15 protein-coding genes are annotated in these 18,340 nt (G+C 56.0%); 13 read left to right on the top strand and 2 right to left on the bottom strand.

Annotated elements, in window-relative coordinates; all coding sequences use genetic code 11:
* Window positions 1-191: 191 nt before the first annotated feature.
* The 4 genes from EE949_RS22605 to EE949_RS22590 all read left to right on the top strand — a co-directional run bounded on the left by EE949_RS22605 (window position 192) and on the right by EE949_RS22590 (window position 4,494).
* Entirely contained in the window at window positions 192-983 is a 792-nt protein-coding gene (locus EE949_RS22605) for a CPBP family intramembrane glutamic endopeptidase (RefSeq protein ID WP_122666326.1), read from the top strand.
* A gap of 104 nt (window positions 984-1,087) precedes the next feature.
* Window positions 1,088-2,653, top strand: coding sequence for a methyl-accepting chemotaxis protein (locus tag EE949_RS22600; protein ID WP_122666615.1), 1,566 nt, complete (start codon window positions 1,088-1,090; stop codon window positions 2,651-2,653).
* A 322-nt stretch (window positions 2,654-2,975) separates the two neighbouring features.
* The gene (locus tag EE949_RS22595) at window positions 2,976-3,641 is read left to right on the top strand and encodes a hypothetical protein (protein ID WP_206335717.1); all 666 of its coding nucleotides are present in this window, start codon (window positions 2,976-2,978) and stop codon (window positions 3,639-3,641) included.
* 430 nt (window positions 3,642-4,071) lie between these two features.
* On the top strand, window positions 4,072-4,494 hold the full coding sequence (locus tag EE949_RS22590; RefSeq protein ID WP_240350422.1) for a hypothetical protein: 423 nt from the start codon (window positions 4,072-4,074) through the stop codon (window positions 4,492-4,494).
* 106 nt (window positions 4,495-4,600) lie between these two features.
* On the opposite strand, the gene EE949_RS22585 is transcribed toward EE949_RS22590, so the two are convergent.
* Entirely contained in the window at window positions 4,601-6,499 is a 1,899-nt protein-coding gene (locus EE949_RS22585; protein WP_122666612.1) for an autotransporter outer membrane beta-barrel domain-containing protein, read from the bottom strand.
* Between the two features lie 783 nt (window positions 6,500-7,282).
* On the opposite strand from EE949_RS22585, the gene EE949_RS22580 reads away from it, so the two are divergent.
* From EE949_RS22580 to EE949_RS22570, 3 genes are all read left to right on the top strand, one after another.
* Entirely contained in the window at window positions 7,283-9,148 is a 1,866-nt protein-coding gene (locus tag EE949_RS22580; RefSeq protein WP_206335716.1) for a hypothetical protein, read from the top strand.
* A 69-nt stretch (window positions 9,149-9,217) separates the two neighbouring features.
* Window positions 9,218-11,146 (top strand): Ig-like domain-containing protein, encoded by a 1,929-nt coding sequence (locus EE949_RS22575; protein ID WP_122666610.1) that lies wholly within the window; start codon window positions 9,218-9,220, stop codon window positions 11,144-11,146.
* Between the two features lie 108 nt (window positions 11,147-11,254).
* The gene (locus tag EE949_RS22570; RefSeq protein ID WP_122666325.1) at window positions 11,255-11,719 is read left to right on the top strand and encodes a hypothetical protein; all 465 of its coding nucleotides are present in this window, start codon (window positions 11,255-11,257) and stop codon (window positions 11,717-11,719) included.
* On the opposite strand, the gene EE949_RS22565 is transcribed toward EE949_RS22570, so the two are convergent.
* Window positions 11,716-12,405 (bottom strand): alpha/beta family hydrolase, encoded by a 690-nt coding sequence (locus tag EE949_RS22565; RefSeq protein WP_122666324.1) that lies wholly within the window; start codon window positions 12,403-12,405, stop codon window positions 11,716-11,718. The genes EE949_RS22570 and EE949_RS22565 overlap by 4 nt on opposite strands.
* An 89-nt stretch (window positions 12,406-12,494) precedes the next feature.
* On the opposite strand from EE949_RS22565, the gene ccoN (EE949_RS22560) reads away from it, so the two are divergent.
* The 6 genes from ccoN (EE949_RS22560) to ccoO (EE949_RS22535) all read left to right on the top strand — a co-directional run bounded on the left by ccoN (EE949_RS22560) (window position 12,495) and on the right by ccoO (EE949_RS22535) (window position 18,336).
* Window positions 12,495-13,919 carry a cytochrome-c oxidase, cbb3-type subunit I gene (gene ccoN, locus EE949_RS22560; protein ID WP_122666323.1) on the top strand — a complete coding sequence of 475 codons (1,425 nt, stop codon included), beginning with the start codon at window positions 12,495-12,497 and terminating at the stop codon, window positions 13,917-13,919.
* A 10-nt stretch (window positions 13,920-13,929) separates the two neighbouring features.
* Complete coding sequence (gene ccoO, locus EE949_RS22555) at window positions 13,930-14,538, top strand: cytochrome-c oxidase, cbb3-type subunit II (protein ID WP_122666322.1); 609 nt, start codon at window positions 13,930-13,932, stop codon at window positions 14,536-14,538.
* A 3-nt stretch (window positions 14,539-14,541) separates the two neighbouring features.
* Window positions 14,542-14,745: a cbb3-type cytochrome oxidase subunit 3 gene (locus tag EE949_RS22550; protein WP_122666321.1), complete on the top strand. Its 204-nt coding sequence runs from the start codon at window positions 14,542-14,544 to the stop codon at window positions 14,743-14,745.
* Window positions 14,742-15,692 (top strand): cytochrome-c oxidase, cbb3-type subunit III, encoded by a 951-nt coding sequence (ccoP, locus tag EE949_RS22545; RefSeq protein WP_122666320.1) that lies wholly within the window; start codon window positions 14,742-14,744, stop codon window positions 15,690-15,692. Before EE949_RS22550 ends, ccoP begins: the two co-directional genes overlap by 4 nt.
* Window positions 15,693-16,285: 593 nt before the next feature.
* The gene (ccoN, locus tag EE949_RS22540) at window positions 16,286-17,728 is read left to right on the top strand and encodes a cytochrome-c oxidase, cbb3-type subunit I (protein ID WP_122666319.1); all 1,443 of its coding nucleotides are present in this window, start codon (window positions 16,286-16,288) and stop codon (window positions 17,726-17,728) included.
* Window positions 17,728-18,336, top strand: coding sequence for a cytochrome-c oxidase, cbb3-type subunit II (gene ccoO / locus EE949_RS22535; RefSeq protein ID WP_122666318.1), 609 nt, complete (start codon window positions 17,728-17,730; stop codon window positions 18,334-18,336). The genes ccoN (EE949_RS22540) and ccoO (EE949_RS22535) overlap by 1 nt, the downstream gene beginning before the upstream one ends.
* Window positions 18,337-18,340 lie beyond the last annotated feature (4 nt).

Below are 18,340 nucleotides of genomic sequence, written 5' to 3'. Positions count from 1 at the left end.
GTGTCCAGATAGGCCGCTTTTCGCAAGCGGCCTTTTTTTGCCCTGCGGAAACATCCGACAAAACTTTCCCTCAGACAAAACTTACAAAAGAACTGGAAATTCTCCCGCCCGATCAGTGAAGCTTGGCGCCCGCCTGGAACAGCCTGTTCCAGTGGCAAGAAGCTACGCGCGAACGGACTCCAGGAGCAATCATGCCGGCGATACGCTGGACCAGTCTGACCTTACTCACCCTCGGTTATTGCATTGCCCTGAGCTATGGCTACCTCAGCCTGCCAGCAGCGGTGACGTTTGGCCTGCTGGTGATGGCGGGCGTGTGCGTGACGCAATTCAAGCAGAAAGCGGTGACAGGTCTCGGTCACGGGCTGTTCATCATCCTCGCGCTTGCGCTGGCTACGCACTGGTTACCCGGATTCTTCAGTGAACGCGTGATCGGTGCACAGCGCTTCTCCCCCGAAGCTGCGCCATTTTCGATGTACCTCAATCTGGATAAACCGCTGATCGGCTTCTGGATCGTGTTGGTCTGCCCGTGGCTATTACCGGCCATACCTGCAAGGCAGGCATTGAAAACTGCAGTGCTGACACTGCTCGGCACCTGTGTCGTGTGCATGACACTGGCTGTTTCACTGGGCGTTACCGGCTGGTCAGCCAAATGGCCAGCGCAAGGCTGGCTATGGCTGCTGAATAACCTGTTGCTGGTCACGCTGACTGAAGAGCTATTCTTCCGCGCCTATCTCCAAGGCGGCCTGCAGCGCATGTTCCATCGCCTGCCCCATGCACCGACGCTGGCACTCTGCGTAGCGTCTCTGCTGTTCGGGCTGGCTCACCTCGGCGGCGGATGGCAATGGGCGCTCCTCGCGGGAATCGCCGGTATAGGCTACGGTCTTGCCTACCGTTTCGGCGGTTTACAGGCAGCTGTGGTCACCCATTTCGGCCTCAATCTGGTGCACTTCAGCCTTTTCACGTACCCGATGTTCGACCGCTAAGCCAATGACTGGCGTCAATGACTTGCCGGTCATTTCGCAAATTTGCTCAATAAATGAGTATTTTTGTCGATAACGTCACAAAGCCCCAGCGGATCGGACAGCTCATGCGTAATAACCAGCCCATCACTCAACGCGAACGGACATTTCCTGCACAACAGCGTTTGATTTCCACCACCGACGCCCGTGGCGTGATCACTTACTGCAACGACGCCTTCGTCGAAATCAGTGGTTACTGCCGGGAAGAACTGCTCAACGCCCCACACAATACCGTTCGCCACCCCGACGTGCCGCCAGCGGTTTTCGAGCATATGTGGACCACGCTCAAGCAAGGTCTGCCGTGGATGGGCATCGTTAAAAACCGCAGCAAGAACGGCGATCACTACTGGGTCAACGCCTATGTGACGCCGATGTTCGAAAACCAGAAAGTAGTGGGTTTCGAATCCGTGCGGGTCAAACCGACCGCTGAGCAGATCAAGCGCGCCGAGGCGCTGTATAACCGTCTGAACAACGGCAAATCAGCTATCCCGAGCCGCGACAAGTGGCTACCCGTGTTGCAGGATTGGCTGCCGTTTATTCTCGTCAGCCAGCTCAGCTTCCTGATCGGCGTATGGCTGAACACCAGTTGGGGCTTTGCTCTGGCCGCAGGTTTGTCAGTGCCGCTGGGCCTGTTGGGCCTGTCGTGGCAGCAACGTGGCATCAAGCGCCTGCTGCGTCTGGCGGAACAGACCACATCCGACCCGCTGATCGCGCAGATGTACACCGACAGCCGCGGCCCACAAGCGCGCCTGGAAATGTCGATCCTCAGCCAGGAAGCCCGTTTGAAAACCTGCCTGACCCGCTTGCAGGACACGGCAGAGCAACTCACCGGTCAGGCTCGTCAGTCCAATAGCCTGGCCAACGCCAGCTCCAGCGGCCTGGAGCGTCAGCGTGTCGAGACCGAGCAAGTCGCCACGGCGATCAACCAGATGGCCGCCACCACGCTGCAAGTCGCCAGCCACGTGCAGCGCACCGCTGACGCGACTCAGCAAGCCAACCAGTTGACCCGTCGCGGTCGTGATATTGCCGGGGAGACCCGCGAAGCCATTCAACGGTTGTCGAAAGCCGTTGGCGAAACCGGCCTGACGGTGACCCAACTGGCCCACGACAGCGATGAAATCGGCGGCGTGGTAGACGTGATCAAAGGCATTGCCGACCAGACCAACCTGCTCGCCCTCAACGCCGCCATCGAAGCGGCGCGTGCCGGGGAAATGGGCCGCGGCTTTGCCGTGGTCGCGGATGAGGTTCGTCAACTGGCCCAGCGCACCACCGAGTCCACCGGGCAAATCCACGGCCTGATCGCCAAACTGCAAAGCACTGCCAACGCCGCCGTGCAGACCATGAACAGCGGTCATCGTCAGGCAGAAGAAGGCGTCGCCAAAGTGCTGGAGGCCGACCAGGCATTGATCGGCATCAGCGAAGCGGTCGCCAACATCACCGATATGGCGACTCAGATAGCTGCAGCGACCGATGAACAAAGTTCGGTCGCCGAGGAGATCAGCCGCAATATCGCCACCATCGCCGATCTCGCCGACCAGACCTCCGACGAAGCGCAACGCTCGGCTGTACTGAGTGGCGAATTGACCGATACGGCCAACTCGCAGTACTCGCTGGTGGAGCGTTTTAACCGCTGATTGTCGCCCGCGAAATTGAAACCCCGGCAGACTTGGTCTGCCGGGGTTTTTTATTGGTTATTGCAGCGTAAACGAAGACGCAGGACTACAAAGTCAATGAAGTAGTTTGTAGGCAACTTCTGAAAATAAATAGATAGGGTGTTTTTGGTTGGCTTTTATAGTCGTGAGCGTTGACAGCTGGAATGGGTTCCGATTAGTTGATTCTTAGAGTTCAACTCACCTAGATAGCTGGTACCCAGTGGGTATTCAAAGGGGGTGAGCTCTGAAAAAATTAATCAACTTATAGTTACGCCGAATATAGGCGCACCTTGGAGAACCAAAAATGAGCAACCACATTAACAAAAGTGAACTTCCCACACCGTTCGTACCCGCTGCCGACGCGACTGACGGACTATTGCGGATCAGTGATTTAAACAACCCTATTAACGTGGAGATCACTATCTGGGAAGGCATGCGTCCTGGCTATTACATGCAGCTTATGCTGAATAAAGAGCTAATCGGCCCAACATGGACTATGGCTGAGGCCAATACCCCAGGAGATGTCATATCAATATCCCTCGATCCCGAACACTTGCTGAACGAAGGTATTTACAGCTTGGGTATGAGAGCTACTAATGACAAGAGTCTCGTGAGTAACGACTCTGCGACCACACCGCTGATCGTCGATCGAACCTCCCCTGGCGCAGCGCTGCTGGCACCTGCAATGCTCGCAAACGTGAGCTTCGGAGAGTTTCTGAACGCGAAGATCCCAAGCTACGCAGGCATGGAGATCGGCGACCTGATCCAGACGGTCTGCAATGGCACCTTGGGCCCCATTCATCGCGTACTGCCGGAAAACCTCACCACCACGCCCGTAGAAATTTCTTTCACCCAGGAATTTCTTGAAGGCCTGTTCAGCGACAGGGTAAATATTACTTACCACGTAACTGACAGAGCGGGTAACCGGTCTATCCTGGCGCAGTCCGTTGAACTAACCCTGCAACGCTAGCAGCAAAAGCTATTCATTTGAATACGAAAGAAAAAATCCTGCATGCATTTGCGTGCGGGATTTTTATTGTAAAGCTGCATGAAATTTCCGCAACTTATGCCTCACCTCATAAAACAAATAAAAACAGCTCCCACTACTACGAACGGTATTAGCTATTAATCAGAATCGTCCGACTTGACCTTGCAAACACAACACACTCTAATACGCCCCATGAATGCCATGGAGGCACCTCCACAGCCGGATAACAACTCCAACCCATCTATGATCCAGGACGAAAAAGATGAATGACGCACCCACCGTCAATGCACCGTTTAATATAAACACCCTTATGGGTCCGGCCGACCTTCGAACATTGCCATCCGAACCTGGGCACCTCTCAAAACAAAAAATCGTGCCCATCAATCCACTTCCACAAGTTACGGACGACACTGTGTCAATACAGCATCCCGAACTGAACATCTCCAGACACTTGAAAGCCCCCAAGCTGTCGCACGTCAAACCTAATACCGTGACCTACGAACAGGCTCATGCCGGAGTCAATGTCAATATTCCTGGCTCAGAGAAAATGCGTCTGGGCGATACCCTCGTGTTTTATTGGGGGCAGAACAAATCCTCTACCCAGATTCATTTACGTACCATTGATAAGGACAGCACAGTACGCGTCCTGTGCATCAGCTACGATTTCATCGCTCATCTGCACTATGGTCTGGTGGATGTTTACTACGAGGTCCATCGCGATCAGCAGTTGATTGGCACCTCTCCCGCCGTACGCGTTACCGTCAGCAGCGACCCCGCGCCGCCCAAGCAGAGACGTACGGGTCGCGGCCCAGGCAGTCCGATAGATACCGCCTGACGGGCTATAAAAACAAAACCCCCGACGATGGTTCGCCGGGGGTGATGCAAATGTGTAATGGCACAGGAGGATCAGGTCCTGTCAACCCATCTCAGGCGCCGCCTCTTTAGAACGCCAACTTCAACCCCACATTCGCGCCCCATGGCTGGTCGACATGCCGACCTTTCATATAATCAAAGTCAGCATGCAACTGCAGACGTTCAGACAAGGACACCGAAACCCCGGCGCCCACTTCTGCCCGTGATCCAGACAAATCATTATCAAAGCGGCTCGAGTTGACCTTGACCTCGTTGTCGCCTGCAAACTCCTGAGCCGCTGCCAGTCGCACGTAAGGTCGCATCACTGCGCCGTCCTTGAGGATGATGCTGCGGCCAGCCGATGCTCCGACCTTGGCCAACACCGATTGAGTCTGGTCATTACGCGCCTGCATACCGTTATCCAGCGCGTAGCTGTCGCCCTTGATCCACACGCTGGAAAACTGTGCATACGGCTCAAGGAAATAGCCGTTGGCAAAGCGGATGTTTCTGCCGAACTCCAACGAGCCACCGAGGCCGGTGCTCTGGTAATTCCCCTTCGCCCTGTCCCCGTCACTCATGGCCACCTTTGACTCGTTGCGGAAGCGGTTGAACTTGAGCATCGCGTCCAGATAGTAACCATCGTCCAGCAACCACGTGCCGTAACCACCGACGTAGTAGCTGCCGATTTTGCCACTGGTGCCTTGCCCGATCGCCAGATCGTTTTTGCTGTATCCGGCCATCAAGCCCAATGACAACTGCCCGACGCTTACCGGCAGTGGAGCATCCGCACCCAGGGTCATGCCGCTCTGGTTGTTTCGATAATCAATTCCGTCGCCGGTGCTGGCATTGAAACGGCTGCCATAAGCGCGCATCCAGCCGCCGCCCTGTTCATGGCCGCGCACCTCACCGATACGGCTACGCAACGTGTTCAACTCACTGTTCCAGATGTTCGGCGCCGCGTTGAACAGCGCCAAAACACTCTGAGTCGAGGGGCTAATGCCCCGGCCCGAGCCGACAATGAACCAGTCATCGCCCTGCTGCTCCAACTCGTAGGAATAAACACCCAGATCCGCACGCCCGCCCACAAGGTTGAACTGCGCATCGCCACCGTCGGTGTCCACCAGCAGCAAGCGCTGCATGTCAGGGTCGACTACCTCAACACCTGTATTTTTCACGCGCAAACCGTGACTACCGCTGGCCTGGCCCTCAACCCGCAACAAATCACCCTGACGGTCATCCAGATTGACCCGCATATCAAAGGTCCCACGACCGGAGAGTTCGCCCAGGGTCAGCGTCTTGTGCGCTCCCTCGCCGAAACTCACCCGCCCGCCCCTCATGGCCAGCGACTTCACCTGATTGCTATCCGCCAGTGTCCAGCTCGCACCGGAGTTGATTGCCAACGTGTCGCTATTGATGATATTGCCGGTGAGCTGGGCATTGCGTTGCAGGGTGATGTTCAGGGTGCTGGTGGTGTCAGAAACGACATTGCCATTAAGGACGCTGTTGTCGACACTGAAGTTGGTCAACCCGGTGCCTTTTACATCCAGCACAATGCCGTTACCAGAGATGAGTTCAGAGCCATTGCGGATAGCAAGATCAGTCGTGCCGCCATCGGCGTCGATAGCAATTGCAGGCCCTTCCAGACCTCTGATAACAGAACCATCGATCGTCACCACATTATCGAAATCTAACGATTCTTGGCGATCATCCCTGATTTTAAGACCTTGATGGAGACCCTCAACGTAGCTGGCCCCGCTTATCGCAAGGGTGCCTCCAGTCACCCTTATTCCCTCGCCGAAAGCATCACTTCCAGGAACCCTCTCGCCAATACCTGTCACTTTTGACGCGTGCACAGTGACGACACTTTCAGGCCCTACCAAAATCCCGGTACCAGCCCCAGATACGGTACTGCCCAAGACGCTGACCGTTGAACCACCATCCCAATTGTCCGGACTTCTATTAGCGGTGGCACTTAATCCCGTACCCATTTCGTTACGGACCGTACTGTCGTTCACCGTTGCACGCCCACTTGTAAGAAACAAGCCATTCATTACAGCACTGGCGTTAATATTCGTCAGACCAAAGCTGACAGTTATCGATTTCAGTATCGCACCGCCGGAAACATTCAATATTCCGCCTCGTCTAACAAGATAGTCATCTGATACCACGCCCCCGACGACGTTCTCAGTTCGATAATCAATCACGATGGCTTTCACCGACTCTCCATTGACTATGACCTCCTCTTTTATTGAAGTAACCTTCCGAAACTCACCCTCTTGCTTTATGGACGAGTGTGCTGGAATTGCAGCGCAGAGCTCTGAGCTCCCGCCTACAAAAATTGCCAAAGCGCCAAACGCACAAACCGGTATTGACCTTTTACCCTGTTGCATAAACCTACCTTCACATCAGTAAAGGCCTATTCTCAAACAGCGCAATCAAACCAGCGCCCCACTATCTATTCAAGAAAATGTCGGACAGGACTTAAATACTTGCATGAAATGTACTACGGACTACAAAAATTTGTAGGAAGCAGATTTCAAATTATTTCAGAGAACACTGACAAGAAAAAATAATTCAACAAATATGTACCACCCCCATTGACAGCAATCCAAAAACCCGATTAGTTAAAAATGGAGATACGCGCTTACGCCGTATCTTACAGCGCCACGGGAAGACCTGTGACCTACATACCCGCACTAGCGGACATCAACTTTCGTCCTTTCTGATGGCGTGAGTATTGGCAAGTATCATCCTTAAAAGAGACCACAATCATGATTAACTCAAAGAAAATTCCTACAATTAACTACTCTCGAACTTCTCGAGCTGTTTCGCCGAACTTGGCGGCTCCATTTGTGCCAGACGCATTCCACGATGATGACAATGAAGGCCTGTTACCGATTGAGAAGCTGGACTTACCGGTCAGGGTCGAATTTAAAGTCTGGGATGCTGCAAACCCCGGCGATACCTACCAGATTTTTTGGAATGGTTCCGTAACGGGCGAGCCGAAAACCATTGATGACGAGCAACCGGGTGATGAACTGGTGCTGGAAATCCCAGTAGCCGATCTGGTTGAGGGAGTGCACTCCCTGAGGTACCAAACGATCAACAGCGAAAACGGTGTAAAGGAGCAGTCGCTGCACACTCGTGTAGAAGTTGACCTGACGCCGCCGGGGCGCCCTCAGTTGGGACCGGTCAAGCTACCGCCTGAGGTTGATGGTGGACTGACCTCGGCAGAGCTGACCCAATTGGGCGACAAGCTTGATGTTGAAATTGGCAGCTACACCGGAATGGCCAAGCATGACGTGGTGCGCACGTTCTGGGGTGATGTCGAAGGGCCGGGCGCGGATGTAACCGCCGACGACATGGGCTTGCGACGGGTGATCATTACCTATAGCAGGGAGTTTCTGGAAGGCCTGGGCAGCTTCAACGGTATCGTGAGTTACTCGGTCACCGACCGCGCAGGTAACACCTCAGCTCGCTCGTTGGGCGTGCTGGTCCGCTTGCTGCTGGAGGAAATACCGGATGATTTTCCAGCGCCGATTATCGACCCTGCTCTGGGCGGTCTCATCGACTATGCGGAAGCCAAGGCTGGCGTCAATGTGGACATCCCGCATTACCCTGACGCCGCAGCATTAGACTTGATCGTTCTCCATTGGGGAGACGGAAACTCCTCACTGCCATTGCCACTACCCGCTGGCAACGAAAATGAGGATATCGTTCTCTCGATCACGGTCCCTTATGAAACCATCGCTATCACTCCGGAGGGTCGCCCCAACGTTACATACGAAGTACTGCGCGCAGGTCAAAGTATCGGCAGTTCGTTAATCAGTAATGTTGACGTCTTTCTGACGCTGCCGGTCGCCGAGCAACTGGATGCACCCGTTATTCAGGGTACCAGCGTGACCAACCCGAACCTTGACGATAACTTCATTGATGAGGACGACTATGAATTGAATGCTCGAGCCATCGTAAAATGGAAGTCAGACTTCAGAACAAGCGATGACCTGAACCTGAGTTGGGGTCAGGAGCTTATTCCTCAGTGGTATCAAATCAAAGACACTGATGTGACTGCTCAACGCGACCTGAATATCCCTATATCAAGCAGGATTGTAAAAAACCAAGGCACAGGGCCAGCGATTCCAGTGCGGTACAACGTGACTCGCTTTGGTAACCCGAATCCGGCGAACTCACTCTCTCAAGATGTTGTTGTTCGATCACGAGAAGAAACACCTGGCGGAATAGACGGGCTGGATGGTCCGACATTTATTACTAACGCCGGTGGCGTGGTGGGTCCCATTGAAAACCCGGATGGTGCGCCAGTAACGATCGTACCCTATGTAAACATTCTGCGGCATCAAATCATTCAATTTACTTTTATTGCCTTTGATGATAACAACAACCCTCTGGAAGCGGCCAATTATCAGGACGAGCGAGAGCTTGACGCTAACGATGTTATTAACGGATATACATTTAAAGTGCCTGCGACTCACCTCAAACTAATTTGTCGAGGTTATGGTGAGGCTCACTTTAAAGTTATTCCGCCAGAAGAAAGCAATCAAAGCCCAGCCACCTCTCGCACCACTCGGGTTCGAATCAACATGAGTAAACCTTCGTCGGCGTGTAACTGGCGGCACTGACACATCCTTTTTTCACCCATTCCTGCGTAAGCAGGAGTGGGCCAAACAACAACCATGGAAGAAATTAAAATGTATAAATCAAACAAAGTATCTACTACTGACACTTTGGCAGGAGACAGCAACCTTGTACCTCCCACAGTCGACATCAGTTTGAATAACGAGGGTTTGCTGCCTGTTAGTGCGCTGACGAGCCCTGTCACTGTTACTTTCCCGGCCTGGTCTGCTGTCGTTCCCAACACAAGTTATAGGCTGCTATGGGACAAAACCCCTATTGGCGTAACCAAGTTAATCAATGAGGATGATCAACCGGGCGATATTCTCACGCTGGACATTCCAGTCGCCGCGTTGACCGATGGAAAACATAGTCTGGCTTATCGTCTGGTCAATCTGGAAAACAGCGTACAGACGGACTCGCAGGTATCCCCTGTCGAAATCGACCGCACCGCCCCAGGCAATCCCCTGCTCGCCCCGATCATCCTCCCACCCGCCATTCAGAACGGCCTGACTTCAGCCGAACTGCAAGCGCTGGGGAATGTGTTGCCCGGCAAGATCGCAGGCTACAGCGACATGAAGGAAGGCGACGTGATCCGCACTTATTGGGGCACTGTCGAAGGACCGATTGCGTTTGTTGGCAAAGATGACATGGGCTTGCAGCGGGTGATGGTGGATTTCACCCGGGAGTTTCTGGAGAGCATTGGCGATATCGAAGCTCCGGTTTACTACACCGTGACCGATCTGGCGGGCAACCTCTCGAACGATGCTCAGGCGGTGCGGGTCAAGTTGCAACTTCAAGTCTTGCCTGAACTGCCGTTGCCAGTGGTAAAGGAAGCACAGGGCGATACCCTTGACCCGGTGGACGCGAGCAACGGGGCGACGGTAGTCGTAGGCGCCAGCGCACAGTCAGGAAGCGGTGACCGTATTGAGGTCACATGGCGCGGCCCTAATGCGAGTGACAGCAAGGAAAAAACCATCACCGATGGGGAAGCAGGCAGGGACCTTGAAATTCCGTTCTCGGCAGCCTTGGTCGAAGCGAACAAAGGTCAGACCGTGTTGATTTCCTATTCAATCAAACGAGCCAATGGCAGCACCCAAACCTCCGGGATATTGCGACTGAAAATCCAGGCAGGCCTTGCCCGCCTCCCAGCCCCAACCATGGACACCGTCGGCCCCGATGGCCTTCTCACCCCGTCGAATATCCCCGAATCAGGCGCGACAGTGCGGGTCAGCTACCCGGAGATGAGCAGCGGCGACAGTGTGTTTGTTCGCTGGGAAGGGACCAGCCACTACGACACGCCTGCGCAAGTGATCGGTGCTGACGCGCAGTTGCAGTTCAATATCCCCAAGGCTTATATCGTCCAAAGCATCGGCGGATCCGCGAGTGCGACTTACACCGTGACGCGAGCGGGCACAGCGGTGGTGTCAGCCCCTTTGTGGATGCGAGTCCAGCAAGGCATTCAGTTCGATACCTCGCCGGTAACCTTGAACGGCAAGATCTATCTAATCCCCGCTTCACCGGAGCTCCTTCCTTCATTCCCGCCTCATACCACGGTGCGACGCACGGCCAGTGGCGGACTGGAGCCCTACACGTACCGTTCGAGCGATAACCAGGTGGCACAGGTCGACGCAACCGGAATGACGTCTGTGCGCGGCAAAGGCACCGCGACGATTTCGGTGACGGATGCCCGCGGTCAGACCGCCAGTTATCACGTCTCGGTGACCGGGGTGATTCATTGTCTGGGCCTCGGCAGCGGAAGCTTTGCTCAGATGAATGACGCGGCATCGGCCAAAGGTGCACGGCTTCCATCCAGTGACGAGTTGAATCAAATCTTCAATACGTTCGGCAGTCAGTGGCCGCTAGGCAATGGCAATTACTGGTCATCGACGGTTGCGGCGCAAAACCTGGTCGGTATGAAGTGGTATTTCGTGAAAAACCTGGTGACCGGCTCCAACTACAAGCTCAAGTACCACAACACCTCGCTGGGGGTAGCGATCCGCTGAAGCCGGGTACTGGCTGTTTAATGGACCCCATTTCACCTTCGGGCGTCGTCGAGACGGCGGCGCTCTTTTCCCTTTGCGACAACCCTTGAACCTGCGCAGAGCACACTCATGAACACTTCCGGTTTTTCCGCAACGTCTATCGCGTCATCGCGATTAAGCCCTGGCGAATTTCGGGCTACGGTCAATCATCAGCCTCTGGTTGTGAAGTCGGTGCTGGCCGGGTCGACTTTACGGCCGGAACTGGGAACCAGACCCAACCACTGGATCTGGAAGGTCATCGCTGATGGCAAGGTCGGTGGCAAGCGCGTCAGCATCGGGCTGTTTTTCGACCGTGACTTGCTACCGGGCACCTATGACATTGTCGGCAACTCGCGGATCAACTTCATTTACAACCAGACGCCGCACTTCAAAAGCCTGATTTACCACTCAGCGCATTTTCAGGACGGCCATTTGACGCTGCTGGAAGCTGACCGCTGCGCCCCACGTTTGCGGGGTGAGTTCAGTTTCAGCATTTCGGCGATCAATTTTTCAGTCACTGATGGCGCCTTCGATCTGGACTGCAAGACGTTCTAGGTCAGCACCTGGGCAATACGCTGAGCCGTCTCAGCCAGGCACTGGTCATAGCTGACGCCCGCCGATTTCAATGGCTTGAGGTCGTGATTTCCGGCAGGGATCCACAGCAATTCAATCGCCGGGGACAAGGCATACCCCTCGACGGTTTCTTTATTACCCAATGCATCGCGTTCGCCCTGAACGATGAGCGTTCTGGCTTTCAACTCAGCGAGATGGGCGACCCGGGGTTTTTCCGGTTTGCCCGCTGCGTAGAAGGGATAGCCCAGACAGACCAGTGCATCCACCTCCAGTTCATCGGCAATCAGGCTGGCCATACGCCCCCCCATGGACTTGCCACCAATGGCCAGGCATCCAGTGACATGAGGTCGCACGCTGGCGTAAACCTGCCGCCAGCATTCGAGCAGTTGTGCCTGCGGATTGGGCGGCCGACGACGTCCGTCGACGCGGCGCTGCGCCATATAGGGAAACTCGAAGCGCAACACGTTGACGCCTTGCGCGGCAAGGCGCTCAGCCATGTCGTCCATGAAATCGCTGTCCATCGGTGCGCCTGCCCCGTGAGCCAGGATCAGCGTCGCCAAAGGCTCGCTTCGTGTGTCTGTAGCGGCCTGATTCCATAACCAGCCGTGGTCTTTTGCCAGTTGCGCGCATTGATCTTCGTCAATACCGGCACTTTGCCCAATGCTCATGCTTGCCTCGCTTTTGATGAGTCTGCCAATAACCGGCGCTAAACCTGCGCGTAACGCCCCGACCTAGCCTGGATGGGAAACATAACTAAATGAACACAACTAACAGTACCGCCTACAACTATCAGGTGGTCCGCCAGTTCGTCATTATGACGGTGATCTGGGGAATTGTCGGGATGGGCCTCGGCGTCTTTCTCGCCGCCCAACTGGTCTGGCCTGAACTGAACTTCGATCTTCCCTGGACGAGCTTCGGTCGTTTGCGTCCACTGCACACCAACGCGGTGATTTTCGCGTTCGGCGGCTGTGCGCTGTTCGCCAGCTCCTATTACTCGGTACAACGTACCTGCCAGACCCGGCTGTTCCTGCCGAAACTGGCGGCGTTCACCTTCTGGGGCTGGCAATTGGTAATCCTGCTGGCGGCCATCAGCCTGCCGCTGGGTTACACCAGTTCCAAGGAATACGCCGAGCTGGAATGGCCCATCGACATCCTGATCACGATTGTCTGGGTGGCTTATGCCATCGTGTTTTTCGGCACCGTGGCCACGCGCACGACCAAACATATCTATGTCGGTAACTGGTTCTTCGGTGCGTTCATCCTCACTGTTGCTGTGCTGCACATCGTCAACAACCTGGAACTGCCGGTCAGCCTGACCAAGTCCTACTCGCTGTACTCCGGCGCCACCGATGCCATGGTGCAATGGTGGTACGGGCACAACGCGGTGGGCTTTTTCCTGACCGCGGGCTTTTTGGGGATGATGTACTACTTCGTGCCGAAACAGGCCGAACGTCCGGTGTACTCCTATCGCCTCTCCATCGTGCATTTCTGGGCGCTGATCACCCTCTACATCTGGGCCGGTCCGCACCATTTGCATTACACCGCCCTGCCCGACTGGGCGCAATCGCTCGGTATGGTGATGTCGCTGATCCTGCTCGCGCCAAGCTGGGGCGGCATGATCAACGGCATGATGACCCTCTCCGGCGCCTGGCATAAGTTGCGCAGCGATCCGGTGCTGCGCTTTCTGGTGGTCTCACTGGCGTTCTACGGCATGTCGACCTTTGAAGGTCCGATGATGGCGATCAAGACCGTCAACGCCCTCTCCCACTACACCGACTGGACCATTGGCCACGTACATGCCGGTGCTCTGGGCTGGGTGGCGATGATCTCCATTGGCGCGCTGTACCACATGATCCCGAAAGTCTTCGGCCGCCCGCAGATGCACAGCATCGGCCTGATCAACGCGCACTTCTGGCTCGCCACGATTGGCACCGTGCTGTACATCGCGTCGATGTGGGTCAATGGCATTACCCAAGGTTTGATGTGGCGCGCCATCAACGAAGACGGCACCTTGACCTACTCCTTCGTCGAAGCGCTGGTGGCCAGCCATCCCGGATTCATCGTGCGCCTGGCAGGCGGTGCGATCTTCCTGCTGGGTATGTTGCTGATGGCCTACAACACTTGGCGCACCGTCCGGGCCTCCAACCCAGTCGAAGCTGCCGCCGCTGCGCAGATGGCCTGAGGAGCTCGCCATGAAACATGAAACTATCGAGAAAAACGTCGGCCTGCTGATGATTCTGATGGTGCTGGCCGTCAGCATTGGCGGCTTGACGCAAATCGTCCCGCTGTTCTTTCAGGACGTCACCAACAAACCGGTTGAGGGCATGAAGCCTTACACCGCCCTGCAACTGGAAGGCCGCGACATCTATATCCGTGAAGGCTGCGTGGGCTGTCATTCGCAGATGATCCGGCCGTTCCGCGCCGAGACAGAACGCTACGGCCACTATTCGGTAGCGGGCGAAAGCGTCTGGGATCACCCCTTCCTGTGGGGTTCCAAGCGCACCGGTCCGGACCTGGCCCGAGTTGGCGCACGCTATTCAGATGACTGGCACCGCGCGCATTTATACAACCCGCGCAACGTCGTGCCGGAATCGAAAATGCCTGCGTACCCGTGGCTGGTCACTCAGCAAGTCGACAGCAGCCACACCGAAGCCAAGATCAAGGCCATGCGCACGCTGGGCGTGCCTTACACCGATGACGATGTCAGCGGCGCGGTTGCCTCCCTCAAGGGCAAGACCGAGATGGATGCATTGGTTTCCTACCTGCAAGTGCTCGGCACTGCGATCAAGAGCAAGAGGTGAGCCATGGATATTCAAGATCTACGCGGCCTCGGCACCCTGATCGTGGCCATTGCATTCATCGGTTTGTCGCTCTGGGTGTTCAGCAGTCGACGCAACGCTGAATTCGCCGAAGCCCGCCTCGCACCGTTCGCCGATGAGCCTTTGCCGAAACCCGTTATCGAGCAACTTTCAAAAGAGCAGCCTGTTGTGCGGAGTAAACAGCCATGACCACCTTCTGGAGCACCTACATTTGCGTGCTGACCATTGGCAGCCTGATCGGCCTGACCTGGTTGTTGATCGGCACGCGCAAGGGCGAAACCAAAGGCAGTACCGACCAGACCATGGGGCACAGCTTCGATGGCATCGAGGAATATGACAATCCGCTGCCCAAATGGTGGTTCATGCTGTTCGCCGGTACGCTGGTGTTCGCGGTCGGTTACCTGATCCTGTATCCGGGGCTGGGCAACTGGAAAGGCATTGCCCCCGGCTATGACGACGGCTGGACCGGTGTCAACGAATGGCAGAAGGAAATGGACAAGGCCGATGCCCGTTTCGGGCCGATCTTTGCCCGATTTGCGGCCATGCCAGTGGAAGAGGTCGCCAAGGATCCGCAAGCGCTGCAAATGGGTGGCCGTCTGTTTGCCTCCAATTGCTCGGTTTGCCACGGCTCTGACGCCAAAGGCGCTTACGGCTTCCCGAACCTGACGGATAACGACTGGCGCTGGGGAGGCAATGCCGACACGATCAAGACCACCATCATGGCGGGTCGGGTCGCGGCCATGCCGGCGTGGGGACTGGTCATCGGCGAAGAAGGTGTAAAGAACGTAGCGGCCTATGTGCGTCACTCACTGGCAGGCCTGCCGTTGCCCGCCGATGACAAGGCGGATCTGGCGGCCGGACAGCAAGTGTTCAGCTCTACCTGTGTAGCCTGTCATGGCGCAACAGGCAAAGGCACCGAAGTCATGGGCGCCCCAAACCTCACGCAGCCGGGCGGTTTCATCTACGGCACCAGCCTGGCGCAGTTGCAGCAGACCATTCGTCTTGGTCGCCAAGGTCATATGCCTGCTCAGGCCGATTTATTGGGCAATGACAAAGTACAGCTGCTGGCCGCTTATGTTTACAGCCTGTCGAAGGGTCCTGATCAACCCGTCGAAACGGTTAAAGCGGCGCAGTAGCACATAGAGCAACATTGTGGACCCCTTCAACGCCGCACCCTGCAACAGGGTGCGGTGGTCCCTTTACTCAGCAGTCTTTCCCTTATTCAGCAGTACACATATCTTGAACTGGAATGCTATCCCTGTGGGAGCGGTGCTTGCCCGCGATAAGAGCAACTCGGTTCACCTGCAAAATCGCGGTGTCTGCATCGCGGGCAAGCACCGCTCCCACAGGGGATAGCATTCCAGCTAAGCGACCTCCACCCTTTCCTCTCCCGTCTTTCGGGACTAAGCTTGCCTGTTAGTGGACTGGCGATGGCTGGCCACAGGCCAAGTGAAAGGAACGTGCCCGACATTAGTGCTCTGCAGATGCTCAACGGCCTGACGAACCAGGGCTGTTCGCTTGCTGCCCGGCAAGCTGCAAATGTCCGCCACTCACGCACCTGATTTCACCCGTCCTGTACCCTCCAGTAACTTTCTGTCCACCAGGACAGGTTTTTCCTTTACGCTCCGCGTCGGAATACGCCTGGAACGACCGCAGAGCATGCTTGCGTCTGGTTTAAGCACATCCGTCATTTCATACTAATAAATAGCCAAAACCGTGGAACCTGATAATGAGCACAGCAATCAGTCCGACCGCTTATAACTATAAGGTGGTCCGCCAGTTCGCCGTCATGACGGTGGTCTGGGGCATCCTGGGCATGGGGCTTGGCGTTTTCATCGCCGCACAGCTGGTCTGGCCAGAACTGAACCTGGGACTGGAATGGACCAGTTTCGGACGCTTGCGACCGCTTCATACCAACCTGGTGATCTTCGCGTTCGGCGGCTGCGCTCTTTTCGGCACCTCTTATTACGTCGTGCAACGCACGTGTCAGACCCGACTGATTTCCGATGGCATGGCGGCGTTTTCGTTCTGGGGCTGGCAAGCAGTTATCCTCAGCGCCATCATCACCTTGCCAATGGGCTATACGACGACCAAGGAATACGCCGAACTGGAATGGCCGATCGCTATTTTACTGGCGATTGTCTGGATCGTTTATGGCGCGGTGTTCTTCGGCACCATCGTCAAACGCAAGACCAAACATATCTATGTCGGCAACTGGTTTTACGGTGCATTTATCGTCGTCACCGCCATGTTGCACATCGTCAATCACATCTCGCTGCCGGTCAGCCTGTTCAAATCCTATTCAGCCTACGCGGGTGCCACCGACGCCATGATTCAATGGTGGTACGGCCACAACGCGGTGGGGTTCTTCCTGACCACCGGCTTCCTCGGCATGATGTATTACTTCGTGCCCAAGCAGGCCGAGCGGCCGATCTACTCGTATCGCCTGTCCATCGTGCACTTCTGGGCGCTGATCACCCTGTACATCTGGGCGGGTCCACATCACTTGCACTACACCGCACTGCCCGACTGGGCACAATCGCTGGGCATGGTGATGTCGATCATTCTGCTCGCGCCGAGCTGGGGCGGCATGATCAACGGCATGATGACGCTCTCGGGCGCCTGGCATAAATTGCGCACCGACCCGATCCTGCGCTTTCTGGTGGTGTCCCTCGCCTTCTACGGCATGTCGACGTTTGAAGGCCCGATGATGGCCATCAAAACGGTCAATGCCCTCTCCCATTACACCGACTGGACCATCGGCCACGTGCACGCGGGGGCATTGGGCTGGGTGGCAATGATCTCCATCGGCGCGACCTACCACATGATTCCCAAAGTCTTCGGTCGGCCGCAGATGCACAGCATCGGCCTGATCAACGCGCACTTCTGGCTCGCCACGATTGGCACCGTGCTGTACATCGCGTCGATGTGGGTCAACGGCATCACCCAAGGGCTGATGTGGCGGGCCATCAACGATGACGGCACGCTGACCTATTCATTCGTCGAGGCCCTGCAGGCGAGTCATCCTGGTTACATCGTGCGTATGGTCGGCGGCGCGTTCTTTGCCAGCGGCATGCTGTTCATGGCGTACAACGTCTGGCGCACCGTGCGTGCTTCAGACCCAGCCGAGGCCGAAGCTGCGGCACAGATCGCCGTCGTGGGAGCCCACTGATGAAGCACGAAGTTCTCGAAAAGAACATTGGCCTGCTGGCCTTCTTCATGGTTATCGCCGTCAGCATCGGCGGGCTGACGCAAATCGTCCCGCTGTTTTTTCAGGACGTGACCAACCTGCCGGTGGAGGGAATGAAGCCGCGCACCGCGCTGGAGATCGAAGGCCGCGACGTGTACATCGCCAACGGCTGTGTAGGCTGCCACTCGCAGATGATCCGTCCGTTCCGTGCAGAAACCGAGCGCTACGGTCACTACTCGGTAGCGGGCGAAAGCGTCTGGGATCACCCTTTCCTGTGGGGCTCCAAACGCACCGGACCGGATCTGGCGCGGGTCGGCGGACGCTACTCCGATGACTGGCATCGCGCGCACTTGTATAACCCGCGCAACGTGGTGCCGGAATCGAAAATGCCCGCATACCCGTGGCTGGTAGAGAAGCGTCTGGACGGCAAGGAAACCGCGAAAAAAATGCAGGTCTTGCGCACTCTCGGCACGCCGTACACCGATGAAGACATCGCTGGAGCGCAGGAAGCCGTGAAAGGCAAAACCGAAATGGATGCACTGGTGGCCTATCTGCAAGGCCTCGGCACCATCATCAAAAGCAAACGGTGATCTT

The organism is Pseudomonas viridiflava (assembly GCF_900602065.1).
In the GTDB taxonomy this organism is placed as follows: domain Bacteria; phylum Pseudomonadota; class Gammaproteobacteria; order Pseudomonadales; family Pseudomonadaceae; genus Aquipseudomonas.
Note: the sequence above shows the minus strand (reverse complement) of the source record. Positions and strands in the feature narration are given on the sequence as shown.

What these genes read in the sequence shown, in the direction of transcription:
- EE949_RS22595 (WP_206335717.1), top strand. Translation starts at nt 2,976, where the DNA reads ATGAGCAACCACATTAACAAAAGTGAACTTCCCACACCGTTCGTACCC.
- EE949_RS22585 (WP_122666612.1), bottom strand. Translation starts at nt 6,499, where the DNA reads ATGGGTACGGGATTAAGTGCCACCGCTAATAGAAGTCCGGACAATTGG.
- EE949_RS22600 (WP_122666615.1), top strand. Translation starts at nt 1,088, where the DNA reads ATGCGTAATAACCAGCCCATCACTCAACGCGAACGGACATTTCCTGCA.
- ccoO (WP_122666322.1), top strand. Translation starts at nt 13,930, where the DNA reads ATGAAACATGAAACTATCGAGAAAAACGTCGGCCTGCTGATGATTCTG.
- EE949_RS22605 (WP_122666326.1), top strand. Translation starts at nt 192, where the DNA reads ATGCCGGCGATACGCTGGACCAGTCTGACCTTACTCACCCTCGGTTAT.
- EE949_RS22550 (WP_122666321.1), top strand. Translation starts at nt 14,542, where the DNA reads ATGGATATTCAAGATCTACGCGGCCTCGGCACCCTGATCGTGGCCATT.
- EE949_RS22575 (WP_122666610.1), top strand. Translation starts at nt 9,218, where the DNA reads ATGTATAAATCAAACAAAGTATCTACTACTGACACTTTGGCAGGAGAC.
- EE949_RS22565 (WP_122666324.1), bottom strand. Translation starts at nt 12,405, where the DNA reads ATGAGCATTGGGCAAAGTGCCGGTATTGACGAAGATCAATGCGCGCAA.
- ccoP (WP_122666320.1), top strand. Translation starts at nt 14,742, where the DNA reads ATGACCACCTTCTGGAGCACCTACATTTGCGTGCTGACCATTGGCAGC.
- ccoN (WP_122666323.1), top strand. Translation starts at nt 12,495, where the DNA reads ATGAACACAACTAACAGTACCGCCTACAACTATCAGGTGGTCCGCCAG.
- EE949_RS22580 (WP_206335716.1), top strand. Translation starts at nt 7,283, where the DNA reads ATGATTAACTCAAAGAAAATTCCTACAATTAACTACTCTCGAACTTCT.
- ccoO (WP_122666318.1), top strand. Translation starts at nt 17,728, where the DNA reads ATGAAGCACGAAGTTCTCGAAAAGAACATTGGCCTGCTGGCCTTCTTC.
- EE949_RS22570 (WP_122666325.1), top strand. Translation starts at nt 11,255, where the DNA reads ATGAACACTTCCGGTTTTTCCGCAACGTCTATCGCGTCATCGCGATTA.
- ccoN (WP_122666319.1), top strand. Translation starts at nt 16,286, where the DNA reads ATGAGCACAGCAATCAGTCCGACCGCTTATAACTATAAGGTGGTCCGC.